The sequence below is a fragment of the Sphaerimonospora mesophila genome (assembly GCF_001417795.1).
GTDB classification, from domain to species: domain Bacteria; phylum Actinomycetota; class Actinomycetes; order Streptosporangiales; family Streptosporangiaceae; genus Sphaerimonospora; species Sphaerimonospora mesophila.
Genome location: NZ_BCBX01000034.1, coordinates 166,741 through 181,329 on the forward strand (window position 1 = coordinate 166,741; position 14,589 = coordinate 181,329).

11 protein-coding genes are annotated in these 14,589 nt (G+C 72.0%); 8 read left to right on the forward strand and 3 right to left on the reverse strand.

Annotated elements, in window-relative coordinates; genetic code table 11:
• Nucleotides 1-158 precede the first annotated feature (158 nt).
• The 5 genes from AP234_RS12885 to AP234_RS12905 are packed head-to-tail and all read left to right on the forward strand — an operon-like array spanning nucleotide 159 to nucleotide 6,678.
• Nucleotides 159-1,733, forward strand: coding sequence for an ABC transporter substrate-binding protein (locus tag AP234_RS12885; protein WP_083502052.1), 1,575 nt, complete (start codon nucleotides 159-161; stop codon nucleotides 1,731-1,733).
• A 4-nt stretch (nucleotides 1,734-1,737) separates the two neighbouring features.
• Nucleotides 1,738-2,727 (forward strand): ABC transporter permease, encoded by a 990-nt coding sequence (locus AP234_RS12890; RefSeq protein ID WP_055479862.1) that lies wholly within the window; start codon nucleotides 1,738-1,740, stop codon nucleotides 2,725-2,727.
• The gene (locus tag AP234_RS12895) at nucleotides 2,724-4,682 is read left to right on the forward strand and encodes a dipeptide/oligopeptide/nickel ABC transporter permease/ATP-binding protein (protein ID WP_055479863.1); all 1,959 of its coding nucleotides are present in this window, start codon (nucleotides 2,724-2,726) and stop codon (nucleotides 4,680-4,682) included. The genes AP234_RS12890 and AP234_RS12895 overlap by 4 nt, the downstream gene beginning before the upstream one ends.
• The gene (locus AP234_RS12900) at nucleotides 4,682-5,497 is read left to right on the forward strand and encodes an ATP-binding cassette domain-containing protein (protein ID WP_055479864.1); all 816 of its coding nucleotides are present in this window, start codon (nucleotides 4,682-4,684) and stop codon (nucleotides 5,495-5,497) included. The genes AP234_RS12895 and AP234_RS12900 overlap by 1 nt, the downstream gene beginning before the upstream one ends.
• Nucleotides 5,497-6,678, forward strand: a complete 1,182-nt coding sequence (locus AP234_RS12905) for a M20 metallopeptidase family protein (protein ID WP_055479865.1) — start codon at nucleotides 5,497-5,499, stop codon at nucleotides 6,676-6,678. The genes AP234_RS12900 and AP234_RS12905 overlap by 1 nt, the downstream gene beginning before the upstream one ends.
• 104 nt (nucleotides 6,679-6,782) lie before the next feature.
• Here AP234_RS12905 and AP234_RS12910 read toward each other — a convergent pair whose 3' ends face one another.
• Nucleotides 6,783-8,258, reverse strand: a complete 1,476-nt coding sequence (locus AP234_RS12910) for a S10 family peptidase (RefSeq protein WP_055479866.1) — start codon at nucleotides 8,256-8,258, stop codon at nucleotides 6,783-6,785.
• Between the two features lie 210 nt (nucleotides 8,259-8,468).
• On the opposite strand from AP234_RS12910, the gene AP234_RS12915 reads away from it, so the two are divergent.
• The 3 genes from AP234_RS12915 (at nucleotide 8,469) to AP234_RS12925 (ending at nucleotide 12,401) form a co-directional block, all read left to right on the forward strand.
• Nucleotides 8,469-9,881 (forward strand): S10 family serine carboxypeptidase-like protein, encoded by a 1,413-nt coding sequence (locus AP234_RS12915; RefSeq protein WP_055479867.1) that lies wholly within the window; start codon nucleotides 8,469-8,471, stop codon nucleotides 9,879-9,881.
• Between the two features lie 97 nt (nucleotides 9,882-9,978).
• Complete coding sequence (locus tag AP234_RS12920) at nucleotides 9,979-11,184, forward strand: amidohydrolase family protein (RefSeq protein ID WP_200926495.1); 1,206 nt, start codon at nucleotides 9,979-9,981, stop codon at nucleotides 11,182-11,184.
• Complete coding sequence (locus AP234_RS12925) at nucleotides 11,181-12,401, forward strand: M20 metallopeptidase family protein (protein ID WP_055480074.1); 1,221 nt, start codon at nucleotides 11,181-11,183, stop codon at nucleotides 12,399-12,401. The genes AP234_RS12920 and AP234_RS12925 overlap by 4 nt, the downstream gene beginning before the upstream one ends.
• Nucleotides 12,402-12,448: 47 nt before the next feature.
• Here AP234_RS12925 and hisC read toward each other — a convergent pair whose 3' ends face one another.
• Both hisC and AP234_RS12935 read right to left on the reverse strand, forming a co-directional pair.
• A complete protein-coding gene (gene hisC / locus AP234_RS12930; protein WP_055479869.1) occupies nucleotides 12,449-13,519 on the reverse strand; it encodes a histidinol-phosphate transaminase in 1,071 nt (356 codons plus the stop codon).
• Nucleotides 13,520-13,634: 115 nt separating this feature from the next.
• Nucleotides 13,635-14,360 carry an FCD domain-containing protein gene (locus tag AP234_RS12935; protein ID WP_055479870.1) on the reverse strand — a complete coding sequence of 242 codons (726 nt, stop codon included), beginning with the start codon at nucleotides 14,358-14,360 and terminating at the stop codon, nucleotides 13,635-13,637.
• Nucleotides 14,361-14,589: the final 229 nt, after the last annotated feature.

Here is a 14,589-nt window from a genome sequence, read left to right on the forward strand (position 1 = left end):
GCCGGTGATGATCTTCTCGCCGACGGCCGCGAGCGGGCCGGCGCCCGCCAGAAAGAGGGCGGCGGTCGTTACACCGTCGAAACATCAGTAACCACATAATTCATAACATTCATTTAGGGCCGGGCGCGTGCACGGCGCGTCTGTGTTGAAGGACCACCATGAAACGAAGCATTGTGACCTTGCTCGGTGTCGTGGGTGTGAGCGCGCTCGCGCTGACCGGCTGCACCGGAGGAGGCGACGGCGAGGCGGCGTCGGACAGCGTCACGTACGCGCTCACCGGCGATCCTGGCCAGCTCAACCCCATCAAGAACGCGACCGTGGCGGCGCAGAGCCTCGCCGCATTCGGCTACGAGTCGCTCGTGTCCTTCGCCGCCGGTGCCGACCCCCAGGGGCTGCTCGCCGAGAAGTGGGAGGAGTCGACCACCGAGGTGAGCTTCACCCTCAAGGACGGCGTCGTCTGCGCCGACGGCTCCCGGCTGACCGCGAGCGACGTCAAGGCGAGCTTCGAGTACGCCGACCGGAAGGAGACCGGGTCCCCGTACCGCGGCGTGTACTTCCCGGCCACCGGACTCAAGATCGACGCCGACGACGCGAGCCGTACCGTCACGTTCCACAGCGAGACCCCGCAGAGCTTCCTGCTGGCCACGATCGGCCTCATGCCGATCGTCTGCCAGGCGGGCTCGACCGACCCCGGCCGGCTCGACACCGAGTGGCTCGGCACCGGCCCGTACAAGCTCGCCGAGTCGTCACCCGGCCAGAGCTACACGCTCAAGCTCCGCGACGAGTACGCCTGGGGCCCCGGTGGCGTGACCGCCAAGACGCCCGGCCTGCCCGCCACCGTGACCGTCCAGGTCGTCGAGAGCGAGTCGACGATCGCCAACATGCTCCAGTCGGGCGAGGTGAACCTCGGGCTCGTCGGCGGCGACGACCGCGAGCGTCTCGACTCGCTCAACCTCAACGCCATCAACGTGCCGGCCCGCCCGGGTCTGGTGTTCTTCAACCAGGCCAAGGGGCGCGCGACCAACGACCTCGCCGTCCGCCAGGCGCTCGCCGGCGCCATCGACCGCGACGCGGTCGGCAAGGTGAGCACGGGTGGTCGCGGCGCGCCGATGAAGAGCCTCACCACGTCGTACAGCAACGTGTGCAAGGCGACCGACATCACCCCGGCGCTCACGGCCTTCGACCGGGACGCGGCCGCGGCCGCGCTCGACAAGGCCGGCTGGGTGAAGGGCGCCGACGGCACCCGCGAGAAGGACGGCACCCCGCTGTCGCTCGTGCTGCTCTACCCCGCGAACTCCGACAAGTCGACCGTGTCGGGCATCGAGCTCATCCAGCAGCAGCTCGCCGAGATCGGGGTGAAGGCGACCCCGACGCCGTCGCCGTCGTACACGGACGTGATCTTCCAGGGTGGCGACTGGGACCTGATCTGGGCCCCCATCTCGACGACCCTGCCGAACACGTGGCAGGGCATCCTCTCGGGCGACTTCCCCCCGAAGGGCGGCAACTGGACCTACAACACCAACCAGGAGTTCTTCGACCTTGCCGCCGAGGCCCAGGGCCACGCCGGCGAGGAGAGCTGCGGGAGCTGGGAGGCCGCGCAGCGCTCGCTGGTCAAGAACCTCGAGGTGCTGCCGCTGTACGAGTCCACCGAGACCAACTACGGCAACGGCGTCAAGTTCAACCTGAACTCGAACACGCTCGTGGTGCCCACCAGCCTGCGCGTGTCGAACTAGCCTGATGACGCGCTCGACATCCGCCACCGGTCGCCGCCACGGCGGCAACCGGTGGCTCCTCTTCCTCCTGCGTCGCACGGGTCGCATGCTCGTCGCCATGTGGGTGATCGTCACGGTCGCGTTCCTCGTGCTGCGGATGGCCGGCGGAGACCCCGTCCGTTCCGCGCTCGGCGCGACCGCCGACGAGAGCGTGGTGCAGGCCCGGCGGGAGCAGCTCGGCCTGAACGATCCCCTCATCGTGCAGTACTTCGACTACCTCACGGGACTGTTCCGCGGCGATCTCGGTGTCTCGATCATCACGGGCCGCTCGGTCACCGAGCTCGTCTCACACCGGCTGCCCGCCACGCTCGAGCTCGCCGGCCTCGCCTTCCTCGTCGTGCTGCTCGTCGCCGTCCCCGTGGGCCTCGGCATCGCGGTCATCACCCAGGGCAACCGCCGCCGCGGCGCCGAGACCGCCTTCACGGGGGTCACGGCGTTCATCGCCGCCATCCCCGAATACCTCCTGGGCGTGCTCCTCGTCATCGTCTTCGCCATCACGCTGCACGCGCTGCCCGTCGCCGGGCGCACCGGCCCCGCTTCGTACCTGATGCCGGTGATCGCCCTGTCCGTCTCGGCGGCCGCGTCCGTGTCGCGCATCGCCCGGATCGAGGCGCTCAACACGCTCAAGGACGACTACGTGCGCACGGCACGCTCGAAGCGGCTGCCCGCCTGGATGGTCTACTTCCGGCACGCCCTGCCGAACATGCTCACGGCGACGCTCACGATCGGCGGGACGCTGCTCGGCGCGATGATCGCGGGCAGCGTGCTCGTCGAGCAGGTGTTCAACTGGCCGGGGCTTGGCATGGCCTTCGTCGGGGCCATCACCACGAAGGACTACGGCATCGTCCAGGGCCTCGCGCTCGTGTACGCCGCGATCATCCTGGTCGTCAACCTGCTCATCGATCTCGTGCTCTCCCTGCTCGACCGGCGCACCTCGCTCCTGGAGACCTCATGACGAACCGCCGTTCCGGACCGCCGAAGCGCCGTTCCGGACCGCCGCGGCAGCCGATGGCGATCATCGCCGTCTGCATGCTCGGGGTGCTCGTCCTGCTCGCCGTGTTCGCTCCGGTCCTGTGGGGAGAGGAGGCCGTGGCGGCAGACCCCGACGCCATCGCGCTGCCCCCGTCCGGTGAGCACCCGCTCGGCACGGACAAGCTCGGCCGCGACATCCTCCTGCGCACGCTCGTGGCCACGCGGCTCTCGCTGGTGATGGCCGTCGCGGCCACGCTCATGGGCGGGTGCATCGGCCTGGCGCTCGGGGCCCTGCCCGCGGTGCTCGGCACCCGCGCCCAGCGCTGGTTCGCGAGCGTCATCAGCACGTGGCTCGCGTTCCCCGTGCTCCTCGTCGCCATGCTCACGGTGATCCTCCTCGGGCCGGGGACCACGACCGCGGTGGTCGCCCTCGCGCTCACGATGACGCCGTCGTTCGCGCGCCTCGCCCAAACGCTCTCCTCGCGTGTCGGCGGCTCGGAGTACCTCGCCGCGGCGCGCATGCTCGGCGTCTCCCGGCGGCGCCAGTTCACGCGGTACGTGCTGCCCAACATCGCGGAACCCGTCATCGTCAACGTGACCACCTCGATCGGGGGCGGCCTGCTCGCGCTGTCCAGCCTGAGCTTCCTCGGCGTCGGCGTGCAGCCGCCGGACTTCGACTGGGGCCGCCTGCTCAGCGAGGGATTCGGCCAGGTGTACAACTCGCCCGTGGCCGCGATCGGCCCCGGCGTCGCCGTCGTGTTCGCCGGCCTCGCGTTCAGCATGCTCGGTGAGTCGCTCGCCGCACAGCTGCGCAACCGCGAGCACGGAAGGGCGCTGCCGCCTCGCCGCCTCGGCCCGGCGCCGGTCGCCGAGCGGCCGGCGCCGACGCCGGCCGAGACCGAGCGCGCCGAGACCGAGACCGCCCCGCTCCTCGACGTCGACGGGCTCTCGGTCTCCTTTCCCGGGCCGGACGGCTGGATCCGCCCCGTCCAGGACGTCTCCTTCCGCATCCTCCCCGGCGAGATCGTGGGCGTGGTCGGCGAGTCCGGCAGTGGCAAGAGCGTGACCATGATGTCGATCGCGCAGCTCGCCCCGGCGGGCGCGGCCGTCACCGCCCGGCGGCTCCGGTTCGACGGCGAGGACCTGACCGGCCGCACGCCGGCCGAGGCGGGCAGGGTGCTCGGGACCCGCGTCGGCGTGGTGTTCCAGGACTCTCTCACGGCGCTCAACCCCGCCCTGCGGGTCGGCACCCAGCTCGCCGAGATTCCCCGGGTCCACGGCGGCGCCGGCCGCGCGAAGGCGCACGAGATGGCGGTCCGAGCGCTCGACGACGTGCGGATCCCCGATGCGGCGCGCCGCGCCCAGCAGTTCCCGCACGAGTTCTCCGGCGGGATGCGCCAGCGCGCGCTCATCGCGATGTCGCAGATCGGCTCGCCGTCGCTCATCATCGCCGACGAGCCCACCACGGCGCTCGACGTGACCGTCCAGCGGCGTGTGCTCGCGCTCCTGCGCCGCGAGTGCGCCGAGTCCGGCGCCGCCGCCATCGTCGTGTCGCACGACGTCGCCGTCCTGGCCGAGCTCTGCGGGCGGCTCCTCGTGATGTACGCCGGCCGGATCGTCGAGGACGTCGACATCGCCCTCCTGGCGACCCCGGAGCGGCTCGCGCATCCGTACACGAGGGCGCTCGCGGCATCGCTTCCCGACCTCGGCACCGACCGGACCAAGCCGCTGGTGACGATCCCCGGGGAGCCGCCGGACCTGTCGCGTCCCGTGACCGGATGCGCCTTCGCGGCTCGCTGCGCGTTCGCGACCGACGACTGCCGGACCGAGGTCCCGGTCCTGACCGAGCACCGCCACGGCGGCCGGGTCGCCTGCCGGCATCCGCAGGACGCGATGGCGACCGACGCGGCGCCCGGACGTGAGGAGGTGGGAGCCTGATGGCCGAGCTCGTCATCGAGGACCTGGTCGTGACCTTCGGTCACCGTCACCGGGCCTTCAACGCCGTCGACGGGGTCTCCCTGACCGTGCCGCACGGCACCATCGTGGGCCTGGTCGGCGAGTCGGGGTCGGGCAAGTCCACCGTCGCCCGCACGGTCGCCGGGCTGCAGCGGGCGACCTCCGGGCGCATCACGCTCGACGGCGACGACCTGCTGCGGACCCGCGGCGTCGACCGTCGCCGCCGGGCCAGAGACGTACAGATGATCTTCCAGGACCCCTACTCGTCGCTGAACCCGCGCATGACGGTCGGCGAGACGATCGAGGAGGCACTGACCACGCACGGTGATCTCGACGGGAGGCGGCGGGCCGCCTCCGTCCGCGAACTGCTCGATCTCGTACGGCTCAAGCCGGCGGTCGCCGGCCAGTACCCGTCGCAGATATCGGGGGGGATGCGGCAGCGCGTGGCCATCGCGCGGTGCCTGGCCGTACGCCCGCGGCTCATCGTCGCCGACGAGATCACCTCGGCGCTCGACGCCTCGGTCCAGGGCGCGGTGCTCAACCTCATCCGCGACCTCCAGCGCGAGCTGGAACTCTCGATGATCTTCATCACCCACAACCTCGCCGCCGTACGCTACATCGCCGACACCACGGTGGTGATGAGCCGCGGGCGCGTGGTCGAGCACGGCGACTCGGAGGAGATCGTGGCGAATCCGCGGCAGCCCTACACCCGGGCGCTGGTGTCGGCGATCCCGCGGATCGAGCACGCGGGCACCGATCACCTGCTGCGCTTCGCCGACGAGGAGGGGCTCCGTTGATGCGCGAGGAAGCCGGCGGGATCCTGCCCGAGCTCGTCCGCCTGCGCCGCGAGCTGCACGCCGACCCCGAGCTCGGCCTCAGGCTGCCGAGGACGCAGCGGCGGGTCGTCGACGCGCTGGCCGGCCTCGATCTCGAGATCACGCTCGGCGCTGAGCTCGACTCGGTCGTGGCGGTGCTGCGGGGCGGCCGTCCCGGGCCCGCCGTGCTGCTGCGCGCCGACATGGACGCGCTGCCCATGCGCGAGGAGACCGACCTGCCCTACCGGGCGCGCGGCGACGCCATGCACGCGTGCGGGCACGACCTCCACGTGGCCGGGCTCGTCGGCGCCGCGATGCTGCTGCACGGGCGGCGGGAGACGCTCGCGGGCGACGTCGTGTTCATGTTCCAGCCCGGTGAGGAGCTCGGCGACGGCGCCGCCCGTATGATCGCGGAGGGGGTGCTCGAAGCGGCCGGGGCGCGCCCCGTCGCGGCCTACGGCATCCACGTGGTGCCGGGCGAGTTCGGCGTCTTCTCGACGCGTCCCGGACCGATCATGGCGGGGTGCGCCGAGATGGACGTCGTCGTCCGGGGCCGGGGCGGCCACGCCTCCGCCCCGCACCTCACGGTCGACCCCGTGCCCGCCGCCGCCGAGCTCGTCCAGGCGTTGCAGACGTTCGTGACACGCCGGTTCGACGTCTTCGACCCCGTGGTGCTGAGCACGACGCAACTGCAGGCCGGCGGGGCCGCCCGCAACATCATCACCGACGAGGCGAGGCTCGGCGCGACGATCCGCATGCTGTCGGCGGACGCGCTCGACCGGCTGCGGGCCGAGCTGCCCGGGCTCGTCAGGGGCGTCGCCGCCGCCCACGGGTGCGCGGCCGACGTGGAGGTCCGGGTGCTGTGCCCCCCGACGGTCAACGATCCGGCCCGGGCGGCCGAGGCGCTGGCCACGCTGTCGGAGACCTTCGGCGCCGACCGCGTCCGCGTCTCACCCGCCCCCGTCATGGGATCGGAGGATTTCAGCCACGTCCTTCGCGAGGTGCCCGGGGCCTTCGTCTTCCTGCGCGCGACACCGCGCGACATCGATCACGAGACGGCCGCGCCGAACCATTCGCCGCACGTCGTCTTCGACGACGCCGTGCTCGCCGACCAGGCCGTCGCGCTCGCGTCGCTGGCGATGCGGCACCTCGGCCCGGGGTGAGGACGGCGACGGGAGGCACCGCCGTACGGAGATCACATGCCGGACGATCCGGCGCGTCCGGGGTCTGCCCGGTGCGCCGGATCGCCGGGGACGGCGCCGGGCCGTCAGGAGGGGGCGACCGGGGTGTGGGCGGTCGATCGGGCGTAGAAGGCCGCGAGATCGGCCTTCATCTTGGCCACGACGACCTCGTCGACGAACGTCATGTGGCCCGACTCGTAGAAGCGGAACTCGATGTTCTCGCGCAGCCGCGGGGCGAGGTACAGCTTGGCGATGTCGACCTCGGCGCCGAAGAACGGGGTCGCGAGATCGTAGACGCCGCCCATCACCGCGACCCTGAGGTTCGGGTTGCGGCGCATCGCCGCGGACAGGTCGAGGCTCACGACGGGCACCGGCATCGGTTCGTCGATGCCGGGGGCCTTGTGGTGCCAGTCCCAGGCGCGGGAGATCACCATGTTGTACAGGTGGCGGTAGTGCAGATCGCTCGTGTAGCCGAGATCGCTCACAAGGTGCTCACGGAACGCCGACAGGTGCGCGCTGTTCACGCCGGCGGTCGCCGCGTCGTCGGTCGCCGGATCGTGCGAGCCGGTGCCGACCACGTACTGGTGATCGGCGACGAAGCGGGTGTCGAAGCGGCCGACGACCCGGCCCTCGTCGGCGAGGAGGGCGTAGCGGAACGGCTCCATGCCGATGCGGAACCGGCGCCGGCGCACGAGGTCGACGTCGAGGCCGGTGAACGCGGCGAACCGTTCGGCGACCGCCTGCTCGCGGTCGGCGGGGAGCCGGTCGCCGAGCTGGAGCGCGGTCGCGTACTCGCCCTGGGCGAACTCGCGCGCCTGGTCCAGCACCTGCTCGACGCTCGTCGCGCCGATGCGCGACCGGTCGTGGTACCAGGCGGTCGCGGCGAACGAGGGCAGGATGTTGATGTGCTCCTGGTCGAGGCCGAGGTGGTTCTCCGCCCAGTTGAGCATGGTCGAGAGCAGCACGACGCCGTTGAAGTCGAGCCCCTGGTTCTGCAGCCGATGCACGAGCGCGGCGGCCCGGGTCGTGCCGTACGACTCGCCGAAGAGGAACCGGGGGGCGTTCCAGTTGTTCGTGAGCGTGAGGTAGCGGATGATCGCGCGGGCGAACGCGTCGACGTCCTGGTCGACCCCCCAGACCTCGGCGGCCGGCGTGTCGCCGAGCAGGCGCGAATATCCGGTCCCGGGGGCGTCGAGGAAGACGAGATCGCTGTGATCGAGCAGGCTGTGCGGGTTGTCGCCGACGGTGTACGGCGCGGGCGGGGTCGCCATCGGGGTCGCGGTCGGTGTGCGCTTCGGCCCGAACCCGCCGATGTTGAGCCACAGGCTCGCCGAGCCGGGTCCGCCGTTGAAGAGGAAGGTGATCGGCCGCCTCGGGGCGCCTTCCTCGCGGAGAGCGGAGTAGGCGACGTAGAACATGCTCGTCCTCGGGCGCCCGTCGTCGTCGCGGACGAGGACGGTTCCCGCCGCCGCGGTGTACTCAAGCGTGCGCTCGCCGAATCGGATCGCGTGCCGGGTCTCGACGCGTTCCTCCGCGCCGCCCGCGGTTTCGAGCTCGGTCATCCCGCTCCAATCAATTCATACGATTATGACGAATAATCTAGCGTCGGTGCCGGTTCTCGCGAAGGCGCCGGTGTCGGTTCTCGCGGGGTGCGGGCTCGTCCTCGCGCCTCGCCGCCGCGTCCCGGCCACTGTTGACACCTGTGACTCCCGTTTCCTATGATCGTAAATGATTATAACTATTTATGCGAACGCTTCGCGAGGTCCCCTCACATGCCCCAGCACTACACGAGTCGGCACTCCGCGGTGATCGGCGACGCCCCGATCGACTTCACCGCGGCGGCGGAGCGCGTCCCGATCGCCGACGAGTCCGGGTGCACGCTCGGCGACGCGTGGACGTTCGCGTACGTTCTCGACCCGGCGACGGCGGAGCGGCCGGTGCTCTTCCTCTTCAACGGCGGGCCGGGATGTTCGTCGGTCTGGCTCCACCTCGGCGGGCTCGGCCCCTGGCGCGCCGCCGTTCCCGGCGACCTCGACGCCGCGCCGGTCGCGCGGGAGACGCTGGCGCCGAGCCCCGACGCCCTCATCGACACCGGCGACCTGGTGTTCATCGACCCGATCGACACCGGCTTCGGCCGGCTCGCCGACGGCGTGGAACCCGCCGCGATCTCGAGCGTCGACCGGGACGCCGTGATCACCGCGCAGATCGTCCGGTCGTGGCTGGAGCGCCACAACCGGCTCGAATCACCCGTCTACCTGCTCGGCGAGAGCTACGGCACGATTCGGGCCGCGCTCACCGCGACGACCCTGCTCACCGCCGAGGAGCCGGTCGCGGTCTCCGGCGTCGCCATGCTCGGCCAGTGCGTGAACGCGCAGGAGACCACCCAGCGTCCCGGCAACCCGGTCGGGTTCGTCGCCGCGCTCCCGCTGCTCGCCGCCACCGCGTGGTACCACGGGAAGAGCGCGCACGGCGCGCTCACTTTGGACGAGGTGGTGCGCCTGGCGCACGCGTTCGCCGTGGACGAGTACGCGTCGGCGCTGCTCACCGGCGAGATGCCCGACCCCGTCGTCGAGCGGCTGGCGGGCTTCACCGGGCTCGGCCCGGCGGAACTCCGGGCGCGCCGGCTGCGGGTCGACAAGGAGGAGTACCGCAGGCTGCTCCTGGCCGACCGGGGGCTCGTGCTCGGGCTGACCGACGCCCGCTACACCCTGCCCGCCCCGGCCGGCGCGGGCGAGCCGCACGTCGACGCCGCGTCCGTACGACTCGGTCCCGTCTTCTACGCCGCGGCGCGGCGGCTGTTCACCGAGCACCTGGGGATCGCGGGCGAGCACCGCTACCGCGTCGCGGTCGCCGCACACGAACGCTGGAACTACCTCGAGGGCGCGGCCGTCGCGCGGTTCGGCGGCAGCGCGCTGCCCTCGCCCTTCGCGATGTTCGACTACCCGGCCCACCTCGTGGCGCTGCTGCGCGCCAACGCCGGCGCGCGCCTGTTCTTCGGCACCGGGCACTTCGACACGCTGACGACCGTCGGCTCGCTCGAACATCTGCGTGCGCAGTACGGACTGCCGGCCGGGCGCCTGCGCGAGGGGCGCTACCCGGCCGGGCACATGATGTACACCGATCCCCGCAGCCTGGCCGCGTTGTCGGCCGACCTCAGGGACTTCGTCCGCGAGGGAACGGCGTGATCGGCGACGCCGGGCGCGCGTCCGCGCGACCCGGTCTCGGCACACTCGCGCGGCGGACGGCCGCCGCGCTCGGCAACGGCAGGGAAGGGAAGTGAGCATGGCGGAGGTCGCATTCGTCGGCGGCCGCGTGGTGACCGGCACCGGCCGCGTCATCGACCGCGGCACGGTCCTGGTGCGAAACGGCGTCATCGAGCGCGTCGACGACGATCCGCGCGTACCCGAGGGCGTCCCCATCGTGGCGGCCGACGGGCGCTGGGTGCTCCCCGGGTTCGTCGACACGCACACCCACATCGGCGCCCACGAGGACGGCGAGGGCCCGGCGGGCGCGGACGCCAGCGAGGTCAGCGCACCCGACATGTCCGCCGTGCGGGCCATCGACGCCGTCAACATCGAGGACCGCGCGTTCCGGGACGCGCTCGCGGGCGGGGTCACGACCGTCGTCGTGAAGCCCGGATCGGGCAACCCGATCGGCGGGACGAGCGTGGCGATGAAGACCTGGGGCGGCCGGACCGTCGACGAGCAGGTCGTGAAGCATCCCGTCGGGGTGAAGTCGGCACTGGGCGAGAACCCCAAGAACGCCTGGGGGGAGCGCGGCCAGATGCCGCGCACGCGGCTCGGCATCGCGCTCGTCATCAGGAAGGCGCTCGTCGAGGCCGGAGAGTACGCCGCCCGGCGGGCCGACGCCCGGGAGAAGGGCGAGTTCTTCGCCCGCGATCTCGGCAAGGAGGTGCTGGCCGCCGCGCTCGCGGGCGACCTCGTCTGGGACCAGCACGCGCACCGCCACGACGACATCGCGACCGCGCTGCGGATCGCCGCCGAGTTCCGGCTCCGCCTCGTGCTCAACCACGGCACCGAGGCCCACCGGCACGCCGCCGAGCTGGCGGAACGCGGCGTGCCCGTCATCTTCGGCCCGGTGCTCACCACCCGGGGCAAGGTCGAGACCCGAGAGGCCTCCGTGAACAATCTCGTCGCGCTGACGCGCGCCGGCGTCCGCACCGCCATCTGCACCGATCACCCGGTGGTGCCGATCGATGCCCTCGTCCTGCAGGCGGCCGTCGCCCGGAGAGCCGGACTGACCTGGGACGAGGCGATAGCGGCGATCAGCTCTGCCGCCGCCGGGATCGCCGGGCTCGACGAGCGCGTCGGCGCCATCGAGCCCGGCCGCGACGGGGACGTCGTGGTGTGGAGCGGCGACCCGCTCGAGCTCGGCTCGACCGTCGAGCGCGTCCACATCCTCGGCCGGGAGGTCTACCGAGTCGAGAACGGCGCGCCCATCGTGGCGGATCGGTGGGCCGGGCGATGAGCGCGTCGACGCCCGAGTCGCTGCGTGAGGACGCCGCCGGACTGGCGGAAGACCTCATCGCACTCCGCCGCCGGCTGCATCGCGAACCCGAGGTGGGCTTCGAGCTGCCGCGCACCCAGGCGGCGATCATCGAGGCGCTCGAGCCCCTCGGCCTGGAGATCCGTACGGGTGAGCGCCTCAGCTCCGTCACCGCCGTCCTGCGCGGGGACCGGCCCGGCCCCTCGGTGCTGCTGCGGGCCGACATGGACGCGCTCGCGATCCGCGAGGAGACCGGCCTCGAGTTCGCGTCGCGGAACGACGCGATGCACGCCTGCGGCCACGATCTGCACGTCGCCGGCCTCGTCGGCGCGGCGCGGCTGCTCGCGGCCCGGCGATCGCGGATCCACGGTTCCGTCGTCCTCATGTTCCAGCCGGGGGAGGAGGCCGGCGGGGGAGCGCCCCTGATGATCGAGGAGGGGGTTCTCGACGCGGCCGGACAGCGCGTCGAGGCGGCGTACGGCATCCACGTCCTGCCCGGTGCGCCCGGCACGTTCTCCACGCGCCCCGGCCCGCTCATGGGCGGTGCGAACGTGCTGCGCGTCCGGGTCGCCGGACGGGGCGGACACGGCTCGCGCCCGCATGAGGCGGTCGACCCGGTGCCGGTGCTCGCCGAGATCGTGCTCGCGCTCCAGACGTACGTCACCCGCCGCGTCTCGGTGTTCGACCCGGTCGTCATCTCGGTGGCGAAGCTCTCGGCGGGTGAGGTGCTGAACGCGATCCCGGAGCGCGCCGAGCTCGCCGGGACGGTCCGCACCATGTCGAAGGCGTCGGCGGAACGCCTGGCGGCCGACCTGCCCGCGCTCGCGACGCGTATCGCCGAGGCGCACGGCTGCCGCGCGGAGACGGAGTTCGAGGTCGTCTATCCGGTCACCGTCAACGACGCGGAGCGTGCGGAGACCGCTCTCCACACGCTGACCGAGACCTTCGGGGCCGACCGCGTGCAACGGCTCGAGTCGCCCATCATGGCCTCGGAGGACTTCTCGTTCGTGCTCGACGAGGTGCCCGGAGCCTTCGTGTTCCTGGGGGCGACACCCGCTCACCTCGACCCGGCGCAGGCCGAGATGAACCACTCGCCTCGGGCGGTCTTCGACGACGGCGTGCTCGCCGACCAGGCCGCGGCGCTCGCCGCGCTGGCGCTGCGGCACGTCGCGGCCAGGGATCGGGCGGTCCGGGATTGAAACGTGGGCGCCGGCGCGCGTCGGTCCGCCGCGCCGGCGCCCACGGGTCAGGACCGCCGCAGCAGCTCTGCGGCGAGGGTGAGGAAGCGGTCGTTCTCCTCGGCAGCGCCGATGGTGACCCGCAGCCCGTCCGTGCCGTACGCCCGCAGGATCACCCCGCGCTCCTCGAAAGCGGCGGCCTTGGCGGGGCCGTCGGGGATCGGCATGAACACGAAGTTGGCCTGGCCGGGCACGACGGGCACGCCCAGGCGGATCAGCTCGTCGGTCACCCGGGTCCGCTCCCCGACGACGAGCGCGATGCGCCGTTCGATCTCGGCGGCGGCCTCGGGGGCCAGCGCGGCGAGGGCGCCGGCCTGGGCCAGGGTGGAGACCGAGAATCCGACGATCGCCTTCCTGACCATCTCGGCCGTCTCCGGCCGGGTCACGCAGTAGCCCACCCGCAGTCCGGCCAGGCCGTACGCCTTGGAGAACGTGCGCAGCACGGCGATGTTGGGCCGCTCGGCGACGAGGTCGACGCCGGACGGCGAGTGCGGGTCGGTGACGAAGTCGCGGTAGGCCTCGTCCAGCACGAGCAGCACGTCGTCGGGCAGCGCGTCGAGCAGCCGGTCGAGCTCGGCGCGGGACACCACGGTGCCGGTCGGGTTGTTCGGGTTGCACACGATGACCATCCGGGTCCGGTCGGTCACCGCGGCCGCCATCGCCGCCGTGTCGTGGGTGTACCGGTCGTCCAGCGGGACGGTGACCGCGGTCGCCCCCGAGACGGCGGTCACGATCGGGTAGCTCTCGAAGGCCCGCCACGCGTAGAGGATCTCGTCGCCGGGACCGGCGAGGACCGAGGCCAGGACCTGCAGCAGCGCGCCCGAGCCGTTGTCCACGACCACCTGCGAGGGATCCACACCGTGCCGCTTCGCCAGTGCCTCGGTCAGCTCCACCCGGTGGAAGTCGGGGTAGCGGTTCAGGGTGGCGGCGGCCCGTGAGATCGCCTCCAGCACGGCCGGCAGCGGCCCGAACGGCATCTCGTTGGACGAGAGCTTGACCTGGGAACGGCCGGCCGCGGGAGCCCGGCCCGGCTTGTAGGCGACCAACGCGTCGATGGCGGCACGGTGCTTGACGGTCATCTCACTCCCTAGGACAGAAGAAATCACATGAATCTATATAATGGTTTCCCTTGATTCGCAAGACGACGGAGGGGCCGGCGCCCGCGGGCGCCGGCCCCTCCGGGGGTCGCCGAGATCAGCGGTCGTCGCGCGTCAGCCCGCGGTGGCGCAGGGCCATGGCCTCGGCGCCGCGCTGGTCGCCGCGGATGACCGCCTCGACCAGATCGACGTGCACCTGGAGCCGGTCGGCCGAGCCCTTGCGGAAGTCCTCGGCGGAGATGGCCGAGGACAGCTCTCTGCTGATGTAGTCGACCAGCCGGGTGTACATGGTCCGCAACAGGATGTTGGGGGAGATCATGGCGAGCCTGCGGTGCAGGTCCCAGTTGCGGCGCTGGGCCTCGGCGGCGTCCGGCCAGGACCGGCGCAGCTGTTCGACCATCTCGACCAGCTCGTCGATGTCCTGCTCGGTGCGGTGGGCCGCCGCGTCGAGCGCCACCTCCTGGTCGAGCACGTCCAGGACGGCCAGGCAGTGCTTCACCGACGCGCCGTCGGCGCCGAGCTGGAGCATGTCGTGGCCGAGCCGTACCAGTGGCGACTGCTCGGCGACGAAGATGCCGCCGCCCGGCCCGGGGCGTACGTCCAGCACGCCGCGCAGCCGCAGCACGCGGATCGCCTCGGCCAGCGTCGCGGGAGCCACTCCGAACTGCTGGCGGAGCTCGTCCTTGGTGCCCAGGCGGTGGCCCGGCGCGAGGCGGTTGCGGCGAATCGCGTTCTCGAGGCGCTCGACCAGCGTCTCTGCGATCGACGACCGCGCGTCGCTGCGGTCGAAGGTCACCTGGGTGACCGCGTCTGCGTCGTACATTCCGGCTTCTCCCTCGACGGCGACCCGTCAACTGTAGATCGTTCGCCGCGGTGGCGGAGTCTCTTCCACGCGTCCTCGATCCATAGGAACCATACAAATGGTTGACACTCTCCCTCTACTGCCATAACCATATATATGGTTTATGAAGTCAGGGTGGGGTGGAGCATCTCAGTCGGTGCTCACCGAGGCCGAGCGTGCCGCCAGGGACACGATCTTCCTCCGCGTCTCC